General features: G+C 55.1%; 26 protein-coding genes. 19 read left to right on the top strand and 7 right to left on the bottom strand.

Translation table 11 applies throughout. The features are described from left to right. Positions 1-15: 15 nt before the first annotated feature. Both FHC52_RS07910 and FHC52_RS07905 read left to right on the top strand, forming a co-directional pair. The gene (locus FHC52_RS07910) at positions 16-807 is read left to right on the top strand and encodes a PhzF family phenazine biosynthesis protein (RefSeq protein WP_021242504.1); all 792 of its coding nucleotides are present in this window, start codon (positions 16-18) and stop codon (positions 805-807) included. A gap of 92 nt (positions 808-899) precedes the next feature. After that, a complete protein-coding gene (locus FHC52_RS07905) occupies positions 900-1,382 on the top strand; it encodes a GNAT family N-acetyltransferase (RefSeq protein WP_023292427.1) in 483 nt (160 codons plus the stop codon). Here FHC52_RS07905 and FHC52_RS07900 read toward each other — a convergent pair. After that, complete coding sequence (locus FHC52_RS07900) at positions 1,336-2,214, bottom strand: putrescine utilization regulator PtrR (RefSeq protein WP_032651796.1); 879 nt, start codon at positions 2,212-2,214, stop codon at positions 1,336-1,338. The two genes, FHC52_RS07905 and FHC52_RS07900, sit on opposite strands and share 47 nt — an antisense overlap. Positions 2,215-2,312: 98 nt before the next feature. Between FHC52_RS07900 and sad the strand changes: the two genes are divergently transcribed. The 9 genes from sad to FHC52_RS07855 all read left to right on the top strand — a co-directional run bounded on the left by sad (position 2,313) and on the right by FHC52_RS07855 (position 12,681). Next, entirely contained in the window at positions 2,313-3,701 is a 1,389-nt protein-coding gene (gene sad / locus FHC52_RS07895; RefSeq protein WP_220420010.1) for a succinate-semialdehyde dehydrogenase, read from the top strand. 112 nt (positions 3,702-3,813) lie between these two features. Further along, entirely contained in the window at positions 3,814-5,403 is a 1,590-nt protein-coding gene (locus tag FHC52_RS07890; protein WP_126287953.1) for a methyl-accepting chemotaxis protein, read from the top strand. 62 nt (positions 5,404-5,465) lie between these two features. Further along, positions 5,466-6,392, top strand: a complete 927-nt coding sequence (glsB, locus tag FHC52_RS07885; protein ID WP_008503201.1) for a glutaminase B — start codon at positions 5,466-5,468, stop codon at positions 6,390-6,392. Then, positions 6,392-6,748 (top strand): DUF4186 domain-containing protein, encoded by a 357-nt coding sequence (locus tag FHC52_RS07880; protein ID WP_021242499.1) that lies wholly within the window; start codon positions 6,392-6,394, stop codon positions 6,746-6,748. The genes glsB and FHC52_RS07880 overlap by 1 nt, the downstream gene beginning before the upstream one ends. 113 nt (positions 6,749-6,861) lie before the next feature. Beyond that, positions 6,862-8,310, top strand: a complete 1,449-nt coding sequence (locus tag FHC52_RS07875; protein WP_220420008.1) for a GGDEF domain-containing protein — start codon at positions 6,862-6,864, stop codon at positions 8,308-8,310. Positions 8,311-8,420: 110 nt separating this feature from the next. Beyond that, the gene (locus tag FHC52_RS07870) at positions 8,421-9,386 is read left to right on the top strand and encodes a sensor domain-containing diguanylate cyclase (protein ID WP_032674780.1); all 966 of its coding nucleotides are present in this window, start codon (positions 8,421-8,423) and stop codon (positions 9,384-9,386) included. 82 nt (positions 9,387-9,468) lie between these two features. Next, positions 9,469-9,996: a GNAT family N-acetyltransferase gene (locus FHC52_RS07865; RefSeq protein WP_023327468.1), complete on the top strand. Its 528-nt coding sequence runs from the start codon at positions 9,469-9,471 to the stop codon at positions 9,994-9,996. Between the two features lie 118 nt (positions 9,997-10,114). After that, positions 10,115-11,566 (top strand): tagaturonate reductase, encoded by a 1,452-nt coding sequence (locus FHC52_RS07860; protein WP_032674781.1) that lies wholly within the window; start codon positions 10,115-10,117, stop codon positions 11,564-11,566. Positions 11,567-11,766: 200 nt separating this feature from the next. Next, on the top strand, positions 11,767-12,681 hold the full coding sequence (locus FHC52_RS07855; protein WP_023292420.1) for a bestrophin family protein: 915 nt from the start codon (positions 11,767-11,769) through the stop codon (positions 12,679-12,681). Here the strand turns inward: FHC52_RS07855 and FHC52_RS07850 are convergent. After that, positions 12,669-13,217: a GNAT family N-acetyltransferase gene (locus FHC52_RS07850; RefSeq protein WP_047748923.1), complete on the bottom strand. Its 549-nt coding sequence runs from the start codon at positions 13,215-13,217 to the stop codon at positions 12,669-12,671. The two genes, FHC52_RS07855 and FHC52_RS07850, sit on opposite strands and share 13 nt — an antisense overlap. A 117-nt stretch (positions 13,218-13,334) precedes the next feature. On the opposite strand from FHC52_RS07850, the gene FHC52_RS07845 reads away from it, so the two are divergent. The 6 genes from FHC52_RS07845 (at position 13,335) to FHC52_RS07820 (ending at position 18,810) form a co-directional block, all read left to right on the top strand. Then, positions 13,335-13,805 carry a GNAT family N-acetyltransferase gene (locus FHC52_RS07845; RefSeq protein WP_126287949.1) on the top strand — a complete coding sequence of 157 codons (471 nt, stop codon included), beginning with the start codon at positions 13,335-13,337 and terminating at the stop codon, positions 13,803-13,805. A 12-nt stretch (positions 13,806-13,817) separates the two neighbouring features. Continuing rightward, positions 13,818-14,258, top strand: coding sequence for a GNAT family N-acetyltransferase (locus FHC52_RS07840; RefSeq protein WP_126287947.1), 441 nt, complete (start codon positions 13,818-13,820; stop codon positions 14,256-14,258). 145 nt (positions 14,259-14,403) lie between these two features. Next, on the top strand, positions 14,404-15,399 hold the full coding sequence (locus tag FHC52_RS07835; protein ID WP_021242489.1) for an alpha/beta fold hydrolase: 996 nt from the start codon (positions 14,404-14,406) through the stop codon (positions 15,397-15,399). 44 nt (positions 15,400-15,443) lie between these two features. Then, on the top strand, positions 15,444-16,184 hold the full coding sequence (locus tag FHC52_RS07830) for a response regulator (RefSeq protein WP_045335759.1): 741 nt from the start codon (positions 15,444-15,446) through the stop codon (positions 16,182-16,184). Then, entirely contained in the window at positions 16,181-17,482 is a 1,302-nt protein-coding gene (locus FHC52_RS07825; protein WP_044596431.1) for an ATP-binding protein, read from the top strand. The genes FHC52_RS07830 and FHC52_RS07825 overlap by 4 nt, the downstream gene beginning before the upstream one ends. 137 nt (positions 17,483-17,619) lie before the next feature. Further along, the gene (locus FHC52_RS07820; RefSeq protein WP_126287945.1) at positions 17,620-18,810 is read left to right on the top strand and encodes a cytochrome c biogenesis protein/redoxin; all 1,191 of its coding nucleotides are present in this window, start codon (positions 17,620-17,622) and stop codon (positions 18,808-18,810) included. A 5-nt stretch (positions 18,811-18,815) separates the two neighbouring features. Here the strand turns inward: FHC52_RS07820 and tam are convergent, their stop codons facing one another. Beyond that, on the bottom strand, positions 18,816-19,574 hold the full coding sequence (tam, locus tag FHC52_RS07815; RefSeq protein ID WP_032674789.1) for a trans-aconitate 2-methyltransferase: 759 nt from the start codon (positions 19,572-19,574) through the stop codon (positions 18,816-18,818). 439 nt (positions 19,575-20,013) lie between these two features. Here tam and FHC52_RS07810 point away from each other — a divergent pair, with 439 nt between their 5' ends. Beyond that, positions 20,014-20,652: an acyl-homoserine-lactone synthase gene (locus FHC52_RS07810; protein ID WP_032674790.1), complete on the top strand. Its 639-nt coding sequence runs from the start codon at positions 20,014-20,016 to the stop codon at positions 20,650-20,652. 14 nt (positions 20,653-20,666) lie between these two features. Here the strand turns inward: FHC52_RS07810 and FHC52_RS07805 are convergent, their stop codons facing one another. Both FHC52_RS07805 and FHC52_RS07800 read right to left on the bottom strand, forming a co-directional pair. After that, entirely contained in the window at positions 20,667-21,359 is a 693-nt protein-coding gene (locus FHC52_RS07805) for a LuxR family transcriptional regulator (RefSeq protein ID WP_220420007.1), read from the bottom strand. Positions 21,360-21,645: 286 nt separating this feature from the next. After that, complete coding sequence (locus tag FHC52_RS07800; protein ID WP_126287943.1) at positions 21,646-22,230, bottom strand: NUDIX domain-containing protein; 585 nt, start codon at positions 22,228-22,230, stop codon at positions 21,646-21,648. 86 nt (positions 22,231-22,316) lie between these two features. On the opposite strand from FHC52_RS07800, the gene FHC52_RS07795 reads away from it, so the two are divergent. Next, positions 22,317-23,090, top strand: coding sequence for a DeoR/GlpR family DNA-binding transcription regulator (locus tag FHC52_RS07795; RefSeq protein ID WP_126287995.1), 774 nt, complete (start codon positions 22,317-22,319; stop codon positions 23,088-23,090). Between the two features lie 17 nt (positions 23,091-23,107). Here the strand turns inward: FHC52_RS07795 and FHC52_RS07790 are convergent, their stop codons facing one another. Then, positions 23,108-23,494, bottom strand: coding sequence for a VOC family protein (locus FHC52_RS07790; RefSeq protein ID WP_045354045.1), 387 nt, complete (start codon positions 23,492-23,494; stop codon positions 23,108-23,110). Between the two features lie 94 nt (positions 23,495-23,588). Then, positions 23,589-24,032: a PACE efflux transporter gene (locus FHC52_RS07785; protein ID WP_008503221.1), complete on the bottom strand. Its 444-nt coding sequence runs from the start codon at positions 24,030-24,032 to the stop codon at positions 23,589-23,591. Positions 24,033-24,239 lie beyond the last annotated feature (207 nt).

Here is a 24,239-nt window from a genome sequence, read left to right as displayed (position 1 = left end):
AGAGAGGATGAGACAATGCAGGAAATTGATTTTTATCTGGTAGATGCCTTCAGCGACAAAACCTTTGGCGGCAACGCGGCAGCGGTATGTCCTCTGGAAGCGTGGCTGCCGGACGAGACGCTGCTCAAAATGGCGCAGCAGCATAACCAGTCTGAGACCGCCTTTTTTGTACGCACCGACGGTGGGTTTGAACTGCGCTGGTTTACCACGCTCGATGAAATTAACCTGTGCGGCCATGCTACGCTTGCCGCATCGCACGTTATTTTCGAATACCTTGACTATCCGCACACTGAAATTACCTTCACCACGCGCTTCGTGGGCGAGCTGACGGTGAAACGCAGCGGCGACTGGCTGACGCTGAACTTCCCCGCGTGGTCAACCGAGGTGGTCGAGAACCCACCTGCGCTGCTGTTTAGCGCGCTGGGCATCCCAGACGCAAAAGAGGTGCGCGTCGGACGTGATTACCTGGTGGTGCTGGAGAGCCAGCAGCAGGTGGAAGCGTTAACGCCGGATATTGGGGCGATGATCCCGCTGGATAAAATGGTCTGCGTGACGGCGCCGGGCGAAAAATATGACTTCGTCAGCCGCTTCTTCTGCCCGGGGGAAGGGGTGCCGGAAGATCCGGTTACCGGATCCGCCCACAGCATGCTGATCCCATACTGGAGCGAAAAGCTGGGTAAAACGTCACTTTATGCCCACCAGGGGGCGCACCGTGGCGGGGATCTGCGCTGCGAAATGAAGGGCGACCGCGTGCTGATTGGCGGTCAGGCCACCCTGTACCTGAAAGGGAAAATCTTTTTGCGCTAACGGAGCGGTACGATAAGTTAATTGTATGAAGCACCCTGGCAGGCCTGCGCTATGTTGACATTTAGCCTCACAAAAAAAGCAAGGAGCCTGCCATGTATTCCATTACCTCTGAATCTGCACGTCACCCGGACATTCTCAGCCTGATCGCGGCGCTGGACCGCTATCAGAGCGAACTCTATCCCGCCGAAAGCAATCATCTGATCGATCTGGCTGCGCTGCCGGAAACGTCGCTGATCCTGATGGTCATTCGCGACCAGCAGCTTCAGGCCGTTGGCTGTGGCGCCATCGTGCTCAACGGCGACGGTACGGGGGAGATGAAGCGGGTCTATATCGATCCGGCCCATCGTGGGCAGCACCTTGGGGAGACGCTATTGGCCGCCCTGGAAGATGAGGCCCTGAGCCGTCATTGCCATACGGTACGGCTGGAGACGGGCATCAAGCAGCGCGCCGCGGTGCGTCTTTATGAACAGTGCGGATACGATTTGCGTCCGGCGTTTCCCCCGTACGTTGACGACCCGCTCAGCCTGTTTATGGAGAAGGCGCTGGTTGAAGACGTTCGTTTAGCAGCGCTATAAAGGCCTCCAGCTGGCGGGTCATTGCCCCGCGTCGCCACACCAGCCAGGTGGTGAGCCAGCGCCAGTTTTCTGCCAGCGGCCAGGCTTCAACCTGATGATGCCCGGGCATACTCTCCAGCATCGAGCGCGGCATCAGCGCGATGCCCGCGCCCGCAATGACGCAGGCGAGCATGCCGTGATAGGACTCCATCTCGTGAATGCGGCCGGGCGTGGCGCGGTCAGCGTGAAACCAGCTCTCCAGGTGCCGACGATAAGAGCAGTTGGCGCGAAAGGCATAAACGTCGCTGCCGCTCACCTGCGCGGCGCGTGAGATTTCCGCCTGCCCGGCAGGGGTGACCAGCATCATCTCTTCCCGGTAGACCGGCATTCCTTCCAGCTCCGGGTGCGAGAGTGGCCCGTCGACAAAGGCGGCGCTCAGGGTTCCCTCCAGTACGCCATCAATCATCGTCCCGGACGGCCCGGTAGAAAGGGCAAACTGAATGCGCGGATAGCGCTGGTTAAACTGTGCCAGCGTTTCAGGAATGCGCACGGCGGCGGTACTTTCCAGCGCGCCGAGGGCAAATAACCCCTGCGGCTCATCACCCGCGACGACCATGCGCGCTTCATCCACCAGGGCGAGGATCTGCTTGCTGTAGCGCAAAAAGTTATGGCCAGCCGGGGATAAACGCAAACGCTGGTTCTCACGAATAAACAGCTCAACGCCAAGATCGGCTTCCAGCTGGCGGATGCGGGTTGTCAGGTTTGACGGCACGCGATGCACCTTCTGCGCCGCCTGGGTGATACTGCCCGTCAGCGCGACGGCGTTAAACATTTCAAGCTGGGTTAAATCCATAGCGTTCTCGTTTCGTGAATAAGGTGGTTAGTATTATTCATTTTTAAGAAATAGCAGAGTGAGCCACAATGAATCAACCGAAAAACGTGGAGAACACCATGACTTATTCCTCTGCAACACATGCCTTCTCTGTCAACCCGGCAACGGGTGAAACCCTCGCCGCGTATCCGTGGGCGACGTCGGAACAGGTTGACCGCGCGATTTCTCAGTCCGATGCGGGCTATCGCCTGTGGCGTCGCGAAAGCGCCTCCCACCGGGCGCAAAAGCTGCGCGATCTTGGCGCCGCGCTGCGTCATCGCTCTGAAGAGATGGCGCAGACGATCTCCCGTGAAATGGGCAAACCCATTCAGCAGGCGCGGGCAGAAGTGGCAAAATCCGCCGGCCTGTGCGACTGGTACGCCGAGCACGGCCCGGCGATGCTGCACGCGGAACCGACGCTGGTCGAAAACCAGAATGCGGTCATTGAATACCGTCCGCTGGGGCCGATCCTCGCGGTCATGCCGTGGAACTTTCCGCTCTGGCAGGTGCTGCGCGGCGCGGTGCCGATTCTGCTGGCAGGTAACAGCTATCTGCTCAAACACGCGCCCAACGTCCTCGGCTCGGCGGAGCTTATCGCGCAGATCTTTGCGGATGCCGGTTTCCCTGAAGGCGTGTTCGGCTGGGTGAATGCCACCAACGACGGCGTCAGCCAGGCGATTAACGATCGTCGTATTGCGGCGGTGACCGTCACCGGCAGCGTGCGTGCCGGGGCAGCCATTGGTGCTCAGGCGGGGGCCGCGGTGAAGAAATGTGTTCTTGAACTGGGCGGCTCAGACCCGTTCATCGTTCTCAACGATGCCGACCTGGATCTTGCCGTGAAGGCGGCTGTAGCAGGCCGCTACCAGAATACCGGACAGGTGTGCGCGGCGGCCAAACGCTTCATTGTGGAAGAGGGTATTGCGAAGACCTTTACCCAGCGCTTTGTCGACGCGGTTGCTGCGCTGAAGCTGGGCGCGCCGGATCAGGAAGAAAACTATATTGGCCCGATGGCGCGTTTTGACCTGCGCGATGAACTCCATCAGCAGGTGCAGGCGACGCTGGCGGAAGGTGCAACGCTGCTGCTGGGCGGTGAGAAAATCAGCAGTGAGGGGAATTATTACGCCCCAACCGTGCTGGCGAACGTCACCCCGGCGATGACGGCCTTCCGGCAGGAGCTGTTTGGTCCGGTCGCGGCCATTACTATCGCGAAAGACGCGGAGCATGCCCTGATGCTTGCCAACGACAGCGATTTTGGCCTGTCTGCCACGGTCTTTACCGCCAGTGATGCGCTGGCAGAGACCTTCTCCCGCGAGCTGGAGTGCGGCGGGGTGTTTATCAACGGCTTTAGCGCCAGCGATGCGCGCGTGGCCTTTGGCGGCGTGAAGAAAAGTGGCTTTGGCCGCGAACTTTCCCACTTTGGGTTGCACGAGTTCTGCAACGTGCAGACGGTGTGGAAGGATCGCGTGTAATCCCGCGATGTCGGCCCTCATCTCGAGGGCCGTTGTCATTAATCTGCAATGGTTCTGTCATTTTCATTTCGTAGACTCGCTCGCGTCTAACGCCTTGTAAATGAAGCTAATTATGAACCTAACGCAAATTTTTCGCCGTATTGCGCAGCGTCTCACTCCCCGTCACTTTGGCCTGCTGACAGGGATCTTTTGCATTATTGGCCTTTTCTCCGCGCTGCAGCTCTCCTCGTCATTCCTGCTTAACGCCTCCCTGAACGAAGCCCAGCGCAACGAGCAGCAAAACCTGCTGGCGTGGCAGCAGCAGAGCAAGCTGGATCTGGCCCGCGTCTCTCTGCTGGCGGCAAGCGATCTCCTTAACCGCTCCGGGGTATGGTTTATGCAGGATAAAGAGACCGGATCCGACGGAAGCTGGCACAGCCTGATGGATGACGCGCAAAAGGCGCTGACGGTGTCTCAGCAGGCGTGGAAGGCCTGGCTGGCGCTGAATCCACCGAAAGACGACGCCCTGGTAAACAGCTATCAGCTCTTCTACGGCGCGATCAAAGAGCAGGCGGAAGGTCTGGTCAAAACCAATACCATCGACGCTTTTTTTGCCGTCCCGGCGCAGGCGTTTCAGACGGATTTTAACGACAACTATGCGCGCTACCAGCAGGCAAGCGAGAAGCAGGCCATGCAGGGGCGTCAGAGCCTCATGGCGCAGCTCTCTGACCTGCAAACGTTATTCCTGTTTGCCCCGTTGCTGTTAGTCGCCATTGCCGCTGTCGTCTGGTTCGGTATGTCCCGATGGGTGATTACGCCGCTGCGTCGGCTCATCGCGCATATCAACCGGCTGGCAGCAGGGGATCTCTCCGGCACGCCGCCGAACGTCATGCGCTTCAACCGGGAGATAGGGCAGCTTAGCGACAGCATTGCCACGATGCAGCACGGCCTGCAGCAGCTGGTGACGCAGGTCAGCCACGCCACGGCGACCATGGTGGAGAACATTGATTCTCTGGCGCAGGGTAACCAGAAGCTGTATCAGCAGTCGGCACGCCAGGCGAAAGAGCTTGAGGATGTGACGGCGCATATTGCGGCGCTGGAAAGCCACGTGGAAGGAAATACCGGCTATGCCAGACTCGCCTGCTCCCGGGCCGATGAAGCGCGCCAGGCAGCCGTGGGCGGCGACCAGATGATGTCGACCGTAAATGCGTCTATGCAGGCGATCGTCGACCGATCGTCTGAGATGCGCGGGATCGTGGCGATGATCGACAGCGTGGCGTTTCAGACGAACATCCTGGCGCTGAATGCCGCCATTGAGGCCGCCCATGCCGGAAATCAGGGGCGCGGGTTTGCCGTCGTCGCCCGGGAGGTTGGACTCCTGGCCAGAAAGAGCAGCCACTCGACGCAGACCATTCAGGAGCTGATCAACCGTTCACTGCAGGGTATCGAAGACGGTTCCCGTGCCGTCACCCTGATGGAAGAGAATTTGCAGCAGGTCACCGGTCTGGTGGGCAATTTGAGCAGTTTGCTGAATGAGATCTCCACCGCCACGCTCAGTCAGGGAGAGCGTATTCACCTGATGACGCGTCAGCTTCAGGCGCTGAACCAGGTCTCCCGTCAGACGGACCAGCTGGTCTCTGACGCCTCGGAGGCCTCTGAGCGGCTGCAAAAGCAATCCGATCTTTTATTGCAGGCCGTTTCGCGTTTTCGTCTTAGCGCCTGACGCAATACATAAGCCTCTGTTATACTCGCAGCCCGTTTTAGCCTGAGGGCAAGGAGCAAAGTGTGGCTGCGGTCATCCATAATGAGATGTTGGACGAGATTCTGGCGCAGGTTCGTCCGTTAATTGGAAAGGGGAAGGTTGCCGACTATATTCCGGCCCTTGCCTCGGTCAGCGGGAATAAGCTGGGTATTGCTATCTGCACCATCGACGGACAGCGATTCCAGGCAGGGGATGCAACAGAACGTTTTTCCATTCAGTCCATTTCGAAAGTGCTCAGTCTGGTTGCGGCGATGCGCCAGTATGAAGAAGACGAAATCTGGCAGCGCGTGGGTAAAGATCCGTCCGGCCAGCCTTTTAACTCGCTGCTTCAGCTTGAAATCGAGCAGGGTAAACCGCGAAATCCCTTTATCAACGCCGGGGCGCTGGTGGTCTGCGACATGCTGCAGAGCCGCCTCAGCGCGCCGCGTCAGCGAATGCTGGAGATAGTACGCCAGCTCTCGGGGGTTGACGACATTGCCTACGATCCGGTGGTGGCCCGCTCGGAGTTCGAACACTCTGCCCGTAACGCGGCCATCGCGTGGCTGATGAAATCCTTCGGCAACTTCCATAACGACGTGGCGACCGTCCTGCAAAACTACTTCCACTACTGCGCCCTGAAAATGAGCTGCGTTGAGCTGGCTCAGACGTTCCTGTTCCTTGCGCATCAGGGGCACGCGCCGCACCTCGATCAGGAGGTGGTTTCTCCTCTGCAGGCGCGCCAGGTCAACGCGCTGATGGCAACCAGCGGGATGTATCAAAACGCCGGCGAGTTTGCCTGGCGCGTTGGTCTCCCGGCCAAGTCGGGCGTGGGCGGCGGAGTGGTGGCGATTGTACCGCATGAAATGGCGATTGCGGTCTGGAGCCCCGAGCTGGATGAAACGGGAAATTCCCTTGCCGGTGTCGCGGTTCTGGAGAAACTGACCCAGCGTATGGGACGTTCCGTTTACTGATGTCTGACCTGGATCCCCTTTTTTCCCGTCTGGCGCGATCGACGTTTCGCTCGCGCTTCCGCTTAGGCGATAAGGAACGGCAGTATTGCTGGGACAAAGGCCCCGATACCATTGATCAGCATGCCGCTGATTTTGTCGAAAAGCGCCTTGCCCCTGCACAACCCGCGAATGACGGCAAACAGACGCCCATGCGCGGTCACCCGGTATTTATCGCCCAGCATGCCACCGCCACCTGTTGCCGGGGCTGTCTGGCGAAATGGCATAATATTCCTCACGGTGTTCAGCTCACCGCGCAGCAGCAGCAGTATATCGTCAGCGTGATTCACCACTGGCTGGTGCTCCAGATGAACGCCTAAATTTGACGAGTTATGATCCCGTTATATTTGTGTTATAGATTCATCCTAAGTGAGCGCCGATCGTGCTGACGACCGCAATAACTGCCATAAGCTTTCATATGGAATGAAATTTAATGCGTTCTGCTCTTACCGCTTTCAGGCCGTTCCAGCCTGACACGCCGCTGCGAAATGCATCGACGATCTTTATCCTCACCACTTTGTTCTATTTTGTGGGTGCGGAATTACGTCTCGTGGAGGCCTTGTCGCTGTTCTGGCCCCTCAACGGCGTGATGGCAGGGATCTTTGCCCGCTATGTTTTTCTGAATCGCCTGCATTACTACGCGGTATCCTATGTCGCCATGCTGATGTACGACGCGGTGACGACCAGCTGGGGGATAGCCTCCGTGGTGATCAACCTGTCTAACATGGTCTTTATCGTCGTGGTCGCCGTGCTGATTCAGCGTGACAGGCGGCTGATGAAGAAAACCCCGGATCCGCTTAACGCATTACGCCTGTTCAACTACTGCCTGATTGCTGCGCTGCTGTGCGCACTGCTCGGCGCGGTAGGGTCGGTCGGGATTGACAGCCACACCTTCTGGCCGCTCTTTGCCGACTGGTTTAGCGAGCAGTTCTCAACCGGCGTGCTTGTTGTGCCGTGTATGCTCACGATAGGCATGCCCGTGCGCGAATTCAGGTTACGTCTGGAGCAGCTATTACCGGTTATTGCGCTGATCGTCTCGGTGGTCGCGTCAGTCGTGATTGGCGGCGCGGGGAGCCTCTCTTTTCCACTGCCTGCGCTTATCTGGTGTGCGGTACGCTACCCATTGCCTGTGACCTGCTTGCTGACGTTTGTCACGGGCGCCATTGAAATTATTCTGGTCGCCAACTCGGTGATTAATATTGCCGTGGCGACACCGCTGACCACCCCAATGATGTTTTCTGCCCGGCTGGGTATTGCCACGATGGCGATCTGTCCGGTTCTGGTCTCCGTCAGCATGGCAGCCATTAATTCCCTGATCCGTCAGGTTTCCCTGCGGGCGGATTATGACTTTTTAACGCAGGTTTATTCGCGTTCCGGGCTTTATGAGGCGTTAAAACACGAAGAGACGCACCGCCATTCGCGTTTCCTGACCGTTATGCTGCTGGATATCGATTACTTCAAAAGCATCAACGATAACTACGGCCACGAGTGTGGCGACCGCGTGCTGGCGTCATTCGCCCGGCAGGTTCAGCAGGTGGTCGGTGAAGACGGGATGGTCGCGCGTATGGGCGGGGAAGAGTTCGCGGTGGTGGTCAACTCTGGCGACGCTCGACACGGTTATGAACTGGCGGAACGTATCAGAACTACCGTCGCTAACAATCCTTTTACATGGCGTCAGCAAACGCTCTCTCTGACGGTCAGTATTGGCCTTGGAAGCGGGAAGGCGGAGGCATGGCAGTTGACCGAGGTCTTCAACAAACTCATGACCGAAGCGGACGATCACCTCTATCGTTCAAAAAAAGCGGGTCGAAATCGTACCAGCGCCCGGGTCGCGGACGAGCATATTACTGCCGCCACCGGGCATGAAACAGAGCTGCGTTAATCGTCATAAGGCATTGACGTGAATAGCAAGTGGCTTAACAGACTGTCAGAACACTGACAATGTCACTGTTTAAGCTACGCTTTTAGTAACGCTTTACGTCAGGAGACATTATGAAAGCACCTGCAACCCCTGAAAATGAAACAGACAGACTGAACTCGCTGCGCGAATCAGGTCTGCTTGAGATCGACAGTTCCCCGGCGTTTGACCGGCTTACGCGTCTGGCGAAGCGCTTCTTCCAGGTGCCGCTGGCAATGGTCAACCTCATTGATGAGCACTCGCTGATCGTGAAGTCGGCCGATGGCAAGGCGCCTGACACCGTTCCGCGTAATATCTCGTTTTGTGGCCATACGATCCTCACCGAAGCACCGCTGGTGGTAGGGGATATGCTGCAGGACGATCGTTTTGCGGATAATCCGCTGGTGGCGGGTGAACCTCGCGTGCGTTTTTATGCGGGCTTCCCGCTGCGCCTGCGTGACGGCGCCAGCGTGGGCTCGCTGTGTCTGATTGATTACGCCCCCCGTGAGTTCTCGGCGGCCGATCTTGCCGTGCTGGGAGACCTGGGCGCGCTGGCAGAAGATGAGTTTGCCGCCATCAGCGCGGCGACCACGGATGAGTTAACCGGCTTATTCAACCGCCGGGGCTTTAATCAGCTGGTGCGGTTTACGCTTTCGGTTGCCCGACGCCGGGCGGAGCCGCTGACGCTCGGCTGGCTGGATTTGGATCGCTTTAAGGAGATTAACGATCGCTACGGGCATGAAGAGGGCGATAAGGCGCTTAAAGTTATGGCGCAGCTGATGCGCAGCGCTTTCCGTGAGGCCGATATGCTGGTGCGTTTTGGCGGGGATGAGTTCGCGGTGCTGTTCGCGGATACCGACGAGCAGGGCGCCTGGATAGCCATGCAGTATCTCGCCGAGCAGGTGGAAAGCTATAACGCCCGCAAGCTTCACCCGTGGTCGCTACACTTCTCATGGGGGCTCAGTGAATTCGATCATAACGGCAACGACCTGCAACAGTGGTTAAAAGATGCCGATGGAAAGATGTATGCCATGAAGCAGCAGCGCCAGCGCGCCCGGTGACATAATAAAAGCCTATGTCCGAACCGCTTGCGTTAATAAGTTGTTAAACCCAAAGTGAGCGTATTCAACGTAAGGAAAAACAATGAATACCTCACTGCAAATCAAAACCCTCACCCGGGAAGAGATCCTCATCCATCTTGATGCGCTGGCCGGGATCCTCGAAAACTGCGTAAACGGCGGGGCATCCGTCAGCTTTATGCTCCCTTTTAGCCTCGACAAGGCCCGTACTTTCTGGCGCGGTATTGCCGAAAGCGTCGCGCGAGGCGAGCGGCTGGTGCTTGCCTGCGTCGATGCGCAGGACGGGGTCATTGGAACGGTGCAGCTGATCGCAGACCAGCCGGAAAACCAGCCGCACCGGGCGGATGTGGCGAAGCTGCTGGTGCATGAAAAAGCGCGTCGAAAAGGGGCCGCAATGGCGTTAATGGAAGCGCTGGAAGCTGAGGCCCGGGCCAGAGACATTTCTGTGCTGGTGCTCGATACTTCTACCGGCAGCGGGGCCGAAACCTTCTACCTGCGTGCCGGCTGGCAAAAGGTTGGTGAGATCCCGCGCTACGCGCTGATGCCTGACGGCGCCCTGACCGCCACCTCTGTGTTTTATAAGTTCTTATAATTATTTTGCACAACCGCACCGCGGATTGATCAAAACAGGGTTTCTGGTCGTTAAGTTTTGATAAGTTATCGTACCAATCTTATCAGGCTGTATGACTAATCATAAAAGGAACCCCCTTGTGAACACGCTCAACCGTCGTGATTTTCCCGGTGCGCACTATCCAGAACGCATCATTCAGTTTGGTGAAGGCAATTTCCTGCGTGCGTTTGTCGACTGGCAAATTGACCTGTTAAACGAACATACCGATCTTGACGCTGGCGTGGTAATCGTTCGCCCGATTCAGAGCGACTTCCCGCCGTCGTTAAGCACCCAGGATGGGTTGTACACCACGATCGTTCGTGGCCTGAATGAGCAGGGCGAGGCGGTGAGCGAGGCCCGGCTGATCCGCTCCGTTAACCGGGAAATCAGCGTCTATGACGACTATGGCGCATTTCTGAAACTGGCTCACAATCCCGATATGCGGTTTGTATTCTCGAACACCACCGAAGCGGGTATCAGCTACCACGCGGGTGACAGCGTCGACGATGCCCCTGCGGTGAGCTATCCGGCGAAGCTGACGCGTCTGCTGTTTGAGCGCTTTAGCCACTTCAACGGTGCGGCTGACAAGGGCTGGATCATCATTCCCTGCGAGCTGATTGACTACAACGGTGACGCACTGCGTGAACTCGTCTTGCGCTATGCGCAGGAGTGGGCGCTGCCTGCCGCCTTTATGCAGTGGCTCAACGACGCCAACAGCTTCTGCTCGACGCTGGTTGACCGTATCGTGACAGGCTATCCCCGCGATGAAGCGGCCGCACTGGAGGCTAAACTGGGTTATCACGATGGGTTCCTCGACACGGCCGAACATTTTTATCTGTTTGTGATTCAGGGGCCGGCATCTCTTTCGCACGAACTTCGTCTGGATAAGTACCCGTTAAACGTGTTGATTGTCGATGACATCAGGCCCTACAAAGAACGCAAGGTGGCCATTCTGAACGGCGCGCACACGGCGCTGGTGCCGGTCGCCTTCCAGGCCGGGCTGGATACGGTAGGCGAGGCGATGAATGATGCCGAGGTCTGCGCGTTCGTCGAAAAAGCGATTTATCAGGAGATCATTCCGGTCCTCGATTTGCCGCGTGAAGAGCTGGAATCGTTCGCCAGTGCGGTGACAGGACGTTTTCGTAATCCCTACATCAGACACCAGCTGCTCTCCATCGCGCTTAACGGTATGACCAAATACCGCACCCGCATCCTGCCGCAGCTGCTGGCAGGGCAGACGGCGACGGGGCAATTACCGGCTCGCCTGACGTTTGCTCTGGCCGCATTGATCGCGTTTTATCGCGCGGAGCGTAACGGGGAGAGCTATCCGGTGCAGGATGATGCACGCTGGCTGGATCGTTATCAGCAGCTGTGGGCGCAGCACCGCGATCGACAGCTTAGCACCCGTGAACTGGTGCAGTCGGTGCTCAGCGCACGCGACCACTGGGAGCAGGACTTGACGCAGGTAAGCGGTCTTGTCGACCAGGTGACGCTGGATCTGGATGCCATTCTGCTTAAGGGCATGCGCGCCGCGGTTAAACCGCTTTGCTAATGCATTCACCCGGCTTCGGCCGGGTTTGAATAGGCCCTATTTAGTTACAACATACTATGTGCTTTGTTTTTAAAAAGGACATGCAGCACCGTGCGAATTTCGCTAATCAGGGGAGAAAATGCAATGTCCCGTTAACAAGCTTGCAACGGTGACGGGGATCACGTTTAATAGCCTCGCTCTTTTCTTGCCTGAAACTCACTATGATCGTTCGTCCTAAACAGCACTGGCTACAACTGATTTTTGTCTGGCACGGTTCGGTACTTCCCAAGATCTATACCCGATTGCTGCTCAACTTCCTGCTCTCTATCGCCGTTATCCTGATGTTACCGTGGTATACCTCGCTCGGTATCAAATTTACCGTGGCGCCATTCAGCATTCTCGGCGTGGCGATCGCTATCTTTCTGGGTTTCAGAAACAACGCCTGTTATTCCCGCTACGTTGAGGCAAGGCTGCTCTGGGGGCAGTTGATGATAGCGGCACGCTCGCTGTTTCGCGAGGTAAAAAACACCTTACCCGACGATAAGCACCTCGGCGAATTTGTCCGCCTGCAGATTGCTTTCGCCAACTGTCTGCGCATGACCCTGCGCCGGGAACTGAATGCTGAGCAGCTCTCTCGTTATCTTGCTGCGGAGGATTTACGTAAAGTCATGGACGCCAACTCACCGGCGAACCGTATTTTGCTGATCATGGGGGAGTGGCTGGCCGTGCGGCGGCGAAACGGGCAACTCTCAGACATTCTGTTCCATAGCCTGAACAACCGTCTGAACGACATGTCTATCGTCCTTTCCGGCTGCGAGCGCATTGCGACCACGCCGGTGCCGTTTGCCTACACGCTGATTTTGCACCGCACGGTATATCTGTTCTGCATTATGCTGCCGTTCGCACTGGTTGTGGACCTGCACTACATGACGCCCTTTGTCTCTGCGCTGATTTCTTATACCTTTATTTCGCTGGACACCCTGGCGGAAGAGCTGGAAGACCCGTTTGGCACGGAAGATAACGACCTGCCGCTGGACGCCATCTGCAACATGATGGAACGCGATCTGCTGCAGATGAATGATGAAGAGAACATTCCGGACAGGCTGATGCCGGATAAGCACTATCAGCTGACCTGACGGGCGTTCCACTCGTCGCGGGTAATCTCCCACAGCTCGGAGTCCAGCATCCCGCTGACGTAGGCTTTCTTCTCCGTTCTGATAAGCCGCATGCCGCTACTGTCAGAAATACGACGGGAGCGGCTGTTGGCGGCGGCCTTCGGGGCCCGCAAAACGGATTTGTTTAGCGTGTTGAACCAGTAATCCGTCGCCGCAATACTGGCTTCGCGCATATATCCGAAACCCTGAAACTCCGGCGCGAGCCAGAACCCGCGGTTGTTATCCTCGACGTCGTACAGGCAAATAATGCCCATCAATTCATCCGGCACCTCACGTCGCCGGATGCTCCAGAACCAGGCAATCCCTTTTGCCATATCCGGCAGCGCCACATTGTTGACATAGTTTTCCGCGCCGTTATCCGGGTAGGGCCAGGGCACGGAAGAGACCATATAGCGGACAATCTCCCAGCGCGGATACAGCGTTTGTATCTGGACGGCATCTTCGGCAACCAGCGGTTTCAGCAGTAAACGTTCTGTCGTGAGCGTCGGTATCGTCATGCGCGGATCTCCCTTTTTAGGCGTTATGCTTTTGTTTGCGTTCTGGTATTTTCATCTTTACGGCACTCTATCCCAGCGAACTCTTTTCCCATACTACTAACAATTGCAGAGGTCAGCATGGCATTAAGACGGGCCAACCCACAGGAAGCCGAAACACTCTGGAATATACGCAATCAGGCGATTCGTCACGGCTGTACAACCAGTTACGACGCTGAGGTCATTGCGCGCTGGACGCCCGATCTGATGCCCGAACGCTATCGGCAAATGGTCATTGAATACCCTTTTTACGTGGTTGAAGATGAAAAGGGCGATGTTGCGGCAACCGGCTACCTCGATCTGGATACCCATTGCCTGGAGGCGATTTTCACCTTGCCCGCAGCATCCGGCAAAGGCATGGCGACCCGGATTATTGAGGCCCTCAAACATGAGGCCCGTAGCCGGGGGATAACCCGCCTGACGCTTGATGCAACGCCTAACGCCCAGTCGTTTTATCAGAAGCTGGGGTTTGTGACGCTGCGCGAAAACTATCATCACTCGCGTATGGCCGGGGCTGATTTACGCTGTTTTGAAATGGCGATTACTCTGTAATGTGAGGAAAACATGGCTGTTACGGTACGACCGCTATACATAGACGATTATTCCCAATGGCGACCGCTGTGGGACGGCTATACCCATTTTTATGATTGCTACCTTGAGGAATCCGTCACCGCAGCGACGTGGGAAAGGGCGCTCTCAGCGCATTCATCGATGTTCTGCCGGGTCGTGGAGAAAGACGAAAAGATCATCGGTTTCGCAATGTGTGTTCTGCACGAAGGCACCTGGTCAACCGCACCCATCTGCTACCTGGAAGATCTGTTTGTTGATGCTGCCGAACGCGGGGCGGGGGCCGGTAAGGCGCTCATTGACGCTCTGATTGAGGAAGGCAAGCGCGAAGGGTGGTCGAAACTGTACTGGGTCACCCGGGAGAACAATCCGGCGCGTAAACTTTATGACAAATATGGTGAAGCTGACGACTACGTCCGCTACCGTCTCTCCCTCTAAGACTTCAAGGCCTGTGTTTGTATCACACTGTATCAGCGTCCCGGATACATACACAGGCTTGCAATAAACCCGCTTTCGCACATATCCGCTATACATTGAGGTGTTGTGATATCCCCGTGAATTGTACTCAACCGGAGATACCAACATGTTCAGCAAACTTGCTTACTCAACCCTCGCACTGACCGTTTCGCTTGGCACCGTGATGTCCTGTCAGGCGGAAGCCACCGGCACGAATTTCGCGGCCGCCTTTGATCATCCCCAGCAAATTAACGCTGGCGATCTGAACGTCGGTTATGTCGACATTGGCCCGAAAGACGGTCAGCCGGTTATTTTATTGCACGGCTGGCCCTACGATATTCACAGCTACGCCGAGGTCGCACCCGCTCTGGCGGCAAAAGGCTACCGCGTCATTGTGCCGTCTCTGCGCGGCTACGGTACCACGCGCTTCCTGTCAGCAAACACACCGCGCAACGGCCAGCCCTCGGCGATGGCGAAAGACATCGTCAACCTGATGGATGCCCTGAATATCCGGCAGGCGGTGTTTGCAGGATATGACTGGGGCGCCCGGACGGCGGATATCGTCGCGGCGCTGTGGCCTGAGCGTGTAAAATCACTGGTGTCGGTGAGCGGGTATCTCATCAGCAGCCAGCAGATTGGCAAACAGCCGCTGCCGCCAAAAGCAGAGCAGCAGTGGTGGTATCAATTCTATTTTGCGACAGAGCGCGGTGCGGAAGGCTATGCCAAAAACACGCATGACTTTGCGCGCTTAATCTGGTCGCAGGCCTCGCCTGACTGGAAATTCAGCGACGCGGTCTTTAACGCCAGCGCCAAATCCCTCGATAACCCGGACCACGTCGCGGTGACGCTCAGTAACTATCGTTGGCGTTTAGGGCTGGAAAAAGGCGAGCGCAAATACGACCGCTACGAGCAAAAACTGGCCACGCTGCCGAATATCACCGTACCAACGATCACCATCGAAGGCGGCAACAACGGCGCGCCGCATCCGGCACCGCAGGCCTATGCAGCTAAATTTACCGGCAAATATGAGCACCGCACCTTCGGCGCAACCGTGGGGCACAATCCGCCTCAGGAAGATCCGCAGGATTTCGTTAAGGCGGTTATCGACGCGGATAAGCTGTGAAATGTGCTATTTTCAGTACGTTACCCTTCGGTCTGGAGAGTTCGGTGGAACATATTGACCACATCCTTGTCGTCGATGACGACAGGGATATTCGTGAACTGATTGTCGACTATCTCGTTAAGTCCGGTTATCGCGCCTCCGGTGCGGCGAACGGCAAAGAGATGCGTGCCGTGCTGGATAAACAGCATATCGATCTGGTAGTGCTGGATATCATGATGCCCGGTGACGACGGCCTTACGCTGTGTCGAGAGCTGCGCGTCGGGAAGTATAAAGATTTGCCCATTCTGATGCTGACCGCGCGTAACGAGGAGACGGACAGGATCCTGGGGCTGGAGATGGGGGCGGATGATTACGTCGTGAAGCCGTTTGTCGCACGTGAGCTACTGGCACGCATTAAAGCGATTTTACGGCGTTTTCGCGCGATGCCGCCCAATTTACAGGTGACGGAAGCAGGGCGGCTGGTGATGTTCGGTGAATGGCAGCTCGATACCGTCGCTCGCCACTTAATCGACCCGGAAGGGGTGATCGTCGCGCTCAGCGGAGCGGAGTATCGTCTGCTGCGCGTTTTCCTTGACCATCCGCAGCGCGTGCTGACCCGAGACCAGCTGCTCAACCTGACGCAGGGGCGAGACGCCGAGCTGTTTGAACGCTCAATCGACCTGCTGGTTAGCCGGGTTCGCCAGCGTCTCAATGAAGATGCCCGCACGCCCGCCTATATCAAAACCGTGCGCAGCGAAGGCTACGTCTTTACGATGCCGGTGACCATCAAAGAGGTTAACGAATGACGATCTGGCCGCGCTCGCTGCTGGCCCGTTTGCTGCTCGTCGTGCTGGCCGGTCTGCTGCTGGCTAACGCCCTGAGCCTGACGCTGGTCATGGTTGAACGCATGCACAGCGCCCGCACGGTGATGCTCGGTAATCTGGAAAACGATGTCGCAACCAGCGTCGCCATTTTAGACCGCTTACCGGCCAGCGAACGCGCCGCCTGGCTGCCGCGGCTTGAACGAGGTAACTATCGTTATATCCTGGGCACAGGGGAACCCGGCGCAGCGCCGACGGATAAGCGTTCGCAGGACGCCATCAGAACCTTAAAAGCGACGCTGGCCGCGCATTACCCGGTTAGCTTTACCGCCGTTCCTGGCGCCATTTCACATATTCAGGCCCACCTTACGTTACGTGATGGCGCACCGCTGACCATTGACCTGATCCCACGCATGCCGCCCGTCGCCAGCTGGCTCCCGGTCGTCCTCATCCTGCAGCTGCTCGTGCTGGCCGTCTGCGCCTGGATCGCCGTGCGGCAGGTGGTACGGCCTTTTTCACACTTTACCCGCGCGGTGGATGCGCTGGATCCGGCGGCCAGCACGCCTATGACGGAAAAAGGGCCGCTTGAGGTGCAGCGGGCAGCGCATGCCTTCAACGCCATGCAGGCGCGCATTCAGTCTTATCTCCGGGAACGCGCGCAGATCCTGGCCTCGATTTCTCACGATCTCCAGACGCCCATTACCCGCATGAAGCTGCGCGTCGAAATGGCCGGAGAGCCTGAACTTCGCGACAAGCTCCTGAACGACCTTGATAACATGTCTCGTCTGGTGCGGGAGGGCATTGCGTATGCCCGGTCATCGGAATCACTGGAGGAGACGTCTCTGAAGCTGGAGCTGAACGCCTGGATCAACAGCATCGCCTGCGATTATCAGGACATCGGTAAAAACGTGCACTTTCAGGCAAGCGAAACCCGCTTGCCCATCGTCACGCGGCCGCAGGCGCTTCGCCGGGTGATGACCAACCTGCTGGATAACGCCCTCAAATTCGGCGAGCGTGCTGCGATTGCGATAGACGTTTCGTCGGACAGCGAGGTCATTATTCACATTATGGACGACGGACCGGGAATACCCGAAGCCGAGCTGGAGGCGGTTCTGCAGCCGTTTTATCGGGTTGAAACCTCGCGTAACCGCGATACCGGCGGGACAGGACTCGGCCTGGCGATTGCCGCGCAGCTGACCGCACAGCTGGAAGGAAAACTCAGGCTGGCGAACCGCGCCGGGGGCGGACTGGATGTCGCCATTACGCTACCGCGTCGTTCGTAGAATTGTACGGCTTTGTATCTCCCGGCCTGGGCGATACAGAGCCAGACAAAACCCACGCGTTTACACATACCCTGAACACATCCGCACGATGAAATAGCCTCACTGCAGTGTCGCAGGACATGTCATGTGAGGTCACTATGTTTCTGGTAATCGCTTTTCTGGGCGGGATGATAAGCCTGCTCAGCCCATGTACGCTCCCGGTTATTCCACTCCTGTTCGCCGGTTTCCAGGGGCAGCGTCGGCATATTCTGGCCCTGCTTGCGGGGATGATCGTGATGTTCACTCTGGTGGCAATGGTCATCACCGTCGCCAGCGAGTGGATAACAGAGGCAACCATTGTCGGGCGCTGGATCGCGCTCGTCATTCTGGCCACCGCCGCGCTGGCCTTGATTTTCCCGTCTTTCGCCCAGCGTATTGCGGGACCGGCCGTCAGCGCGGGACATGTTCTCAACAGCCGTAGCGGGCAAACGCGCGGAATGGCATCGGCTTTTCTGGCCGGGCTAGCGGTTGGGCTGCTCTGGTCTCCCTGCGCCGGGCCTATTCTGGGCGCGATTTTCAGCATTAATATTGCGGGGCATTCGGCCATCGCCACAGGCGCACTGCTTGCCGCCTATGGCAGCGGATGCGCGCTGATGCTGGGTCTACTCGTGTTCGGCGGACGCTCGCTGATGGCACCACTGAGAGCAAAATCGGCGCTAATGGCGAAGTTGCGTCAGGGTGCGGGGGTGGCGATGTTAGCCGCAGTCGTCCTGAACGCGACGGGGATGACTTCGCTACTGAAAGGGGCAAACGGCGTCGCGGACCGTCTTGAGACGGCGCTCTTGAATCTAACGAAACCTGCCACCGCGCCGGTGAAGCTCCAGCCGGTAGTCATGACAGAGCCCAGCAGCCAGCTGCCTTCGCTAAGCGGTGGAACAGGGTGGATAAACGGTGACCCTGTCACGTCTGAATCGTTACGGGGAAAGGTTGTACTGATTGATTTCTGGACGTGGGACTGCATTAATTGCCAGCATACGCTCCCCCATGTGCGGGAGTGGGCCACAAAGTACCAGCCGCAGGGTCTGGTGGTGATTGGCGTTCACACCCCGGAATATCCCTGGGAGAAACCGCTGTCGTCGGTTAAAAATGCGGTGAATAAATGGCAACTGCCGTATCGGGTGGTGACGGATAACAACTATCAAATCTGGAATGCGTTCGGCAATCAGTACTGGCCAGCACATTACTATTTTGATGCCAAAGGGCAGCTGCGCTATACCGCCTTTGGCGAAGGTGACTATGAGCAACAGGAAAAGGTTATCCAGCAGCTGCTCAAAGAAGCCCGCTCATAATCGGATCAGGGCTGGCGTTGAGCCACGATAAACAACCTTGGAAAAGCCAGCAGTATCTGCCCGTTTTCCTGGAGCGGATACTGCTCTTCCAGCAGTTCATGGTAGCGTTTCAGGAACCGTTTCTGCTCGCTCTCGTTAAGTTCCTGAAGCCAGGGGCGAAGGCCGGTGGCGCTTACCCAGTCAATAATCGCCTGATGAGAGCTCATTTTGTGATAATAGGTTGTCCGCCAGATATCCACGTCACAGCCAGCTTCAGACAGAATATCGTAATAAGCGTGTACGCCCGGCAGCGGTTCGCGGCCACGATCTGGGTAGTCTTGCTCCAGCGCCACTTCACGCATCGCCACATGGGTGGGTTCCAGCCAGTTATCAGGCATCTGGACCGCCAGCACGCCATTTAGCTTAAGCAGGGAAACAAGATGCGGCAGGAGATCGTAATGGTCCGGAATCCATTGCAGCGACGCGTTGGCATAAATCAGGCTCAGCGGCTGGCCGGGCGTGTACTGACGAATATCGGCCTCTACAAAATGGCAATCGGGTAAGGCGGCGCGTGCTTCCTCGAGCATGGCAGGGGAGTTATCGACCCCGGTGATGTGAGCAGAAGGCCAACGATGCTTCAACAGCGCGGTGCTGTTTCCCGGTCCGCAGCCCAAATCCGCGATGGTAGCGGCCTCATCCAGAGGAACTCTGGCGAGCAGTTCTACGGCCGGACGCGTTCTTTCTGCGCCAAATTGCAGGTAAAGAGAAGGGTTCCAGTCGGCCATTATCAATTCTCCGTTTTGCATGTTTCTGCAAGAATAGCACAGGCAGATGCCTGCAAAGCGGTAGTGGCGAGGGTGTTTGGCCAGAAGAAGCCAGCAGAGTCTGAAAATGAAGAGATGTGCAAAAAAATAATAAAAAGGAAATATTACCCCTTAAAAGATTAAGGGGCAATACATTTATTGTAATTATTTTATGATTATTGTTTTTTAATATTTTATCGGCAAAGTGCTTCTTATGCTCTGTACCCGAAACTTTAAATATTAGATAATCATCGATGGGTATATCCCTGGTGTTTCGTAGGTCTTTGACCTCCTGGCCGCTTAGTTTTGCGAGAACTTCGTGGTCAGGTACTTTTTAAGTATAGGGAATATGCGGCACAATGAAAGCTGTCCTTAAAGACAGGTGATAATAGTTTCAGGTGTTATTATCAGGAACAAGAGCATGAATTCTGTCATTGAATTTTTTTTACACGACTACGATGATTTACCCCCAGCATTAGCGCGCGAACTTTACCGACTCCGGAGAAAAACGTTTCGGGACCGACTCGACTGGAAAGTGGAATGCGTCGAAGGTATGGAGAAGGATCAATTTGATTCCCATAACACGACATATTTACTGGGTATGTATGATGGACAACTGTTATGCGGCGCACGATTTATTAACGCAACGCAGCCCACGATGATAAGCGAAATTTTTCATAATTATTTCGACAACCCCATTATTTTTCCCGCAGATGTTCCTTGTTGTGAAGTGAGCCGTTTATTTTTAGATAAAGAAATACGAGATTCCGCAAGTCTGCATGGCGTGCCCGCCAGTAAAGCATTGTTTCTTGCAATGAATATTTATTGCATGAAGAACAAATATCATGGAATGTATGCTGTAGCCAGTCGTGGAATGTACGCCATATTTCGCCATGCGAACTGGAAAGTTGAAGTTATACAGCGTGGTGTTTCTGAAAAAGGCGAGGTCATTTACTATATTTATATGCCCGCCAGCACCAGCATTATTGAAGACATTATTAGCAAAGACAAATCCAGTCACTGGCTTCGCGAAATGCTCGAGCACTTACGCCATTTATAACCAGTGGCTGAGGCTCAGTCCTCCAGTAACCGGAGTTCCGTTCCAAGTTTTATTGCGTGCCTTGCATTATTCACGCCGAGCTTTTTCATGATGTTGCCCATATGGAATTTAACGGTGCGCTCAGCAATAGACAATATAACAGAAATTTCTGCGTACGTTTTTCCGGCGCTGACCCATTTAAGGATTTGGCGCTCACGTGGCGACAGGAAAACATTCTTTTTCTGCTGATGCTGACTATACAGATTGAGTGTCTTCTGGTGTAACTGAACAAGGAAACGTAGAAAATGCGGCCGATATTTTTCAATGTCAATCCCAGAATGCTTAGGACTGATGACGAATAAGACAACAAGATTATTCAAATAGTCATGCAGAGGAAACGTCTGTCCCTGATAAATATCATACTGGACACTTTCGTCGAAAATACGCGTCAGGTTATAACCATCTGACAGGACAACATCACTTTCCCAGAAAAAATCTTCCACACAGCGTAAAGCCCGAATGATAACAGGGTCAATGAACTGATATTTTTTTTCAAGGTAGATAGTAAACCACTCTGGACTGTTATTGATTATCCTCATCTGTGAGGGATCTTTCTTGTTCATAATGGCGTAGGCGAAGACGATCCCTTTGAAGTCCTCAAAAAACGCGTCCAGCTCACTCTGAATTTGCGTATTGATCGTTAAGTCGTTGTAATATGTATCCTTCACGTGAGTTGCTGCCTCCTGTACGAGTGGAGGAGCAAGTATAATATGCTTCGTTATCTGTAGCGAGTCGCATTTTAATCCAGTCAACAGATAAGACAGGCTGCCTCAACTGGCAGCCTCGTGAACGTTTGGGATTTTTGAATGGTAAATGCAGATGACTTAGGGAATTGTTGATGTTTTTATCGAATTTCGAAATCGTTCACTAAATATAGTAGGCTGCAACATTTAGGAGGTTTTACGCTTTTCCCCCAGGTTCATACAAATTGAAATCAGGATTTAAACCAGTGGGTTACAGAATGCCTTTCAGGGCAATATGATAAAGCAGCATGATGGTTTTACCGTCGACAATCCTGCCGGTTTCAATGCGGCGTAATGCCTCTTCAAGCGTCATTTCCAGCACGTCGATATCTTCTCCCTCAGCCTTGATCCCGCCGCCGACGCCGGTTCTGTCTTTCGGCTGATACTCGGCAAGATAAAAATAGAGTTTTTCCGTGACAGAGCCCGGGCTCATATAGGCTTCAAAGATTTTCTCTACGCGCGTAACGTGGAATCCGGTCTCTTCTTCCGCTTCTGCTTTGATGCGGCTTTCAGGATCCATGTTGTCCAGCAATCCCGCCGCCGCTTCAATTAAATCGTCCTCATGGCCGTTAATAAAAACAGGGAAGCGGAACTGGCGCGTCAGGATGACCGTCTTTTTCTCACGGTTGTAGAGAAGAATCGTCGCGCCGTTGCCACGGTCATACACTTCCCGCTGTTGCCGCTGCCATTCGCCATCACGACGCTGCAGGTCGAAGGTGTATTTTTTAAGGATGTACCAGTTATCTGACAGGGTTTCACTGTTAATGATGCGCACATCTGCACGTTTTGATTGCACGATTGTTCCTCCTTACGTAGAGTAATACTCATAAACAGCAATATCATGCACTTTCAAGGTAAAACATGCAACATCAGGAAAACAGGATGCTCACTCGTCAGCGAAAACAATTGATCCTTGAAAAGCTGGGTGCCGAAGGTCAGGTCCAGTCAAAAGCGCTCAGCATTCTTTTCGACGTCTCTGAAGATACTATCCGGCGCGATCTCCGCGAGCTGGCGGCAGAAGGGCGTTTGCAGCGTGTTCACGGCGGCGCACTACCGTCATCTTCCGCAATTGCTCCGTTTGCCGAACGGCAATCCGTGAAGATGGATGCAAAAAAAAGGGTGGCCCGGAAAGGGGCACAGCTGATTTCATCAGGCCAGGTGGTAATTATCGACGGTGGCACGACAACCTCGGAGCTGATTACCTTTTTCCCGCCTGACTTGCGCATCACCGTGGTGACGCACAGCCCGAGTATTGCTCTGGGGCTTGTTGATCATCCTGCCATTGAGGTGATTTTGATCGGCGGACGGTTGTATAAACACTCGATTGTTGCGGTCGGCGCGGCGGCCATCGAAGGCATAGAGAATATTCATGCAGATCTGTTCTTTATGGGCGTGACCGGTATTCATCCGGATGCGGGGCTGACAACCGGCGATTTCGAAGAGGCATGCATCAAACGTGCATTCTCCGGCAGAGCCGCGGAAACGGTCGTTCTGGCGTCTCCGGAAAAGATCAACACCGCGTCGTCGTTTGTGATTGGCGATGTATCTTCAGTGAATACCATCATCGTTGATGACGGTACAGATAAGGAGTGGATCCGCGCGGTATCGGAAAAGGGGGTATCCGTCGTGCTGGCCTCAGATCGTGACAGCCTCTGACAGCCAGCGACTGGCTGTCAGGATTTAGCTTCTAAATGACTTTCCGGCGCATGGCATACGGCTTCGATGTTATGACCATCAGGCGAGATGACAAAAGCGGCATAGTAATTTTCACCATAGGAACGTAGCCCCGGCTCACCGTTATCACGTCCGCCAGCGCCCAGCGCGGCATGGTAAAAATCATCTACCTGCTGACGGGTCTTGGCCACAAACGCCAGATGCAGAGGCGCTGGTTTGTCATTTGTCTGGAAAAGGCAAAGCGAAACGTCGCCAGAGCTCATCTCAACACCATAATCCGGCGCGCCTTCATCGATGAGTTCTACACCAAGCGGACGAAGCGCCTCGAGGAAGAAGGTTTTACTTTTTTCATAATCGCTGACGCCAAATTTCACATGATCAAACATTATCGACTCCTTGAAAGCGATAGAGAAATGAAGAGTATAGAAGGTGACAGGAGTCGAATATGAGCACAGGTGCGTCTATGTGACAGATATCTCGTTACATAGCAGACCGTTTCCGTCCAACAAATGTCCAGCGCAGGTAATCGTAAACCCAGTTAAACAGCATCGTGTACGGCAGGAAAAACAGTACCAAACCAATCTCAACAAAAAATGCCTCCGTCATCGTTAAATGCAGCATCACCATGGCCACAGGAATTAACGTGATGATAAGTCCGGCTTCGAAACAGGCCGCATGGAGCGCGCGGACGAGGAACGTTCTTTCAAACTGGTATTTTTTCTGAAGAGCGTCAAAGAATTTGTTAAACACAAAATTCCATGCCGTGGCGGTAAGCGCGGATATCACGGACAGCGAGCCAGACTGGAGTACCGACACGTTCATCAGCCAGGCAAGCGACAGCGCGATGATAATGTTGGCCGTGACTTCAAAAATGACCGCGTGGAAAATCCTTTCTCTAAAGCTTTTATCTAATTCAATTTCCATAAGTTTACGGCAGCAGTGGGCAAAGGCTGAAGTATATCAAACGTCTTTCAACCATGTGTAAACGTAGACGTTGGGTCGTGCGGGGCCTCGACACAAATCATGCCTGAAAAGGTGGCTTCACATGATTCAATGGACCAGGTCAATCATGACCGCAGAAATGCAGATTTTGCCTCCACTTATGTTAGTGCGCATAATGTATATTATGTT

It is taken from the genome of Enterobacter sp. EC_64, from assembly GCF_019584165.1.
Classification (GTDB): domain Bacteria; phylum Pseudomonadota; class Gammaproteobacteria; order Enterobacterales; family Enterobacteriaceae; genus Enterobacter; species Enterobacter roggenkampii.
This window is presented reverse-complemented; position numbering and strand designations above follow the sequence as displayed.

Coding starts and splice junctions, on each gene's coding strand:
- FHC52_RS07845 (WP_126287949.1), top strand. CDS start 13,335: ATGGCATTAAGACGGGCCAACCCACAGGAAGCCGAAACACTCTGGAAT.
- FHC52_RS07870 (WP_032674780.1), top strand. CDS start 8,421: ATGAAAGCACCTGCAACCCCTGAAAATGAAACAGACAGACTGAACTCG.
- FHC52_RS07875 (WP_220420008.1), top strand. CDS start 6,862: ATGCGTTCTGCTCTTACCGCTTTCAGGCCGTTCCAGCCTGACACGCCG.
- FHC52_RS07810 (WP_032674790.1), top strand. CDS start 20,014: ATGAATTCTGTCATTGAATTTTTTTTACACGACTACGATGATTTACCC.
- FHC52_RS07825 (WP_044596431.1), top strand. CDS start 16,181: ATGACGATCTGGCCGCGCTCGCTGCTGGCCCGTTTGCTGCTCGTCGTG.
- sad (WP_220420010.1), top strand. CDS start 2,313: ATGACTTATTCCTCTGCAACACATGCCTTCTCTGTCAACCCGGCAACG.
- FHC52_RS07795 (WP_126287995.1), top strand. CDS start 22,317: ATGCTCACTCGTCAGCGAAAACAATTGATCCTTGAAAAGCTGGGTGCC.
- tam (WP_032674789.1), bottom strand. CDS start 19,574: ATGGCCGACTGGAACCCTTCTCTTTACCTGCAATTTGGCGCAGAAAGA.
- FHC52_RS07790 (WP_045354045.1), bottom strand. CDS start 23,494: ATGTTTGATCATGTGAAATTTGGCGTCAGCGATTATGAAAAAAGTAAA.
- FHC52_RS07910 (WP_021242504.1), top strand. CDS start 16: ATGCAGGAAATTGATTTTTATCTGGTAGATGCCTTCAGCGACAAAACC.
- FHC52_RS07820 (WP_126287945.1), top strand. CDS start 17,620: ATGTTTCTGGTAATCGCTTTTCTGGGCGGGATGATAAGCCTGCTCAGC.
- FHC52_RS07785 (WP_008503221.1), bottom strand. CDS start 24,032: ATGGAAATTGAATTAGATAAAAGCTTTAGAGAAAGGATTTTCCACGCG.
- FHC52_RS07880 (WP_021242499.1), top strand. CDS start 6,392: ATGTCTGACCTGGATCCCCTTTTTTCCCGTCTGGCGCGATCGACGTTT.
- FHC52_RS07840 (WP_126287947.1), top strand. CDS start 13,818: ATGGCTGTTACGGTACGACCGCTATACATAGACGATTATTCCCAATGG.
- FHC52_RS07900 (WP_032651796.1), bottom strand. CDS start 2,214: ATGGATTTAACCCAGCTTGAAATGTTTAACGCCGTCGCGCTGACGGGC.
- FHC52_RS07850 (WP_047748923.1), bottom strand. CDS start 13,217: ATGACGATACCGACGCTCACGACAGAACGTTTACTGCTGAAACCGCTG.
- FHC52_RS07890 (WP_126287953.1), top strand. CDS start 3,814: ATGAACCTAACGCAAATTTTTCGCCGTATTGCGCAGCGTCTCACTCCC.
- FHC52_RS07905 (WP_023292427.1), top strand. CDS start 900: ATGTATTCCATTACCTCTGAATCTGCACGTCACCCGGACATTCTCAGC.
- FHC52_RS07865 (WP_023327468.1), top strand. CDS start 9,469: ATGAATACCTCACTGCAAATCAAAACCCTCACCCGGGAAGAGATCCTC.
- FHC52_RS07855 (WP_023292420.1), top strand. CDS start 11,767: ATGATCGTTCGTCCTAAACAGCACTGGCTACAACTGATTTTTGTCTGG.
- FHC52_RS07835 (WP_021242489.1), top strand. CDS start 14,404: ATGTTCAGCAAACTTGCTTACTCAACCCTCGCACTGACCGTTTCGCTT.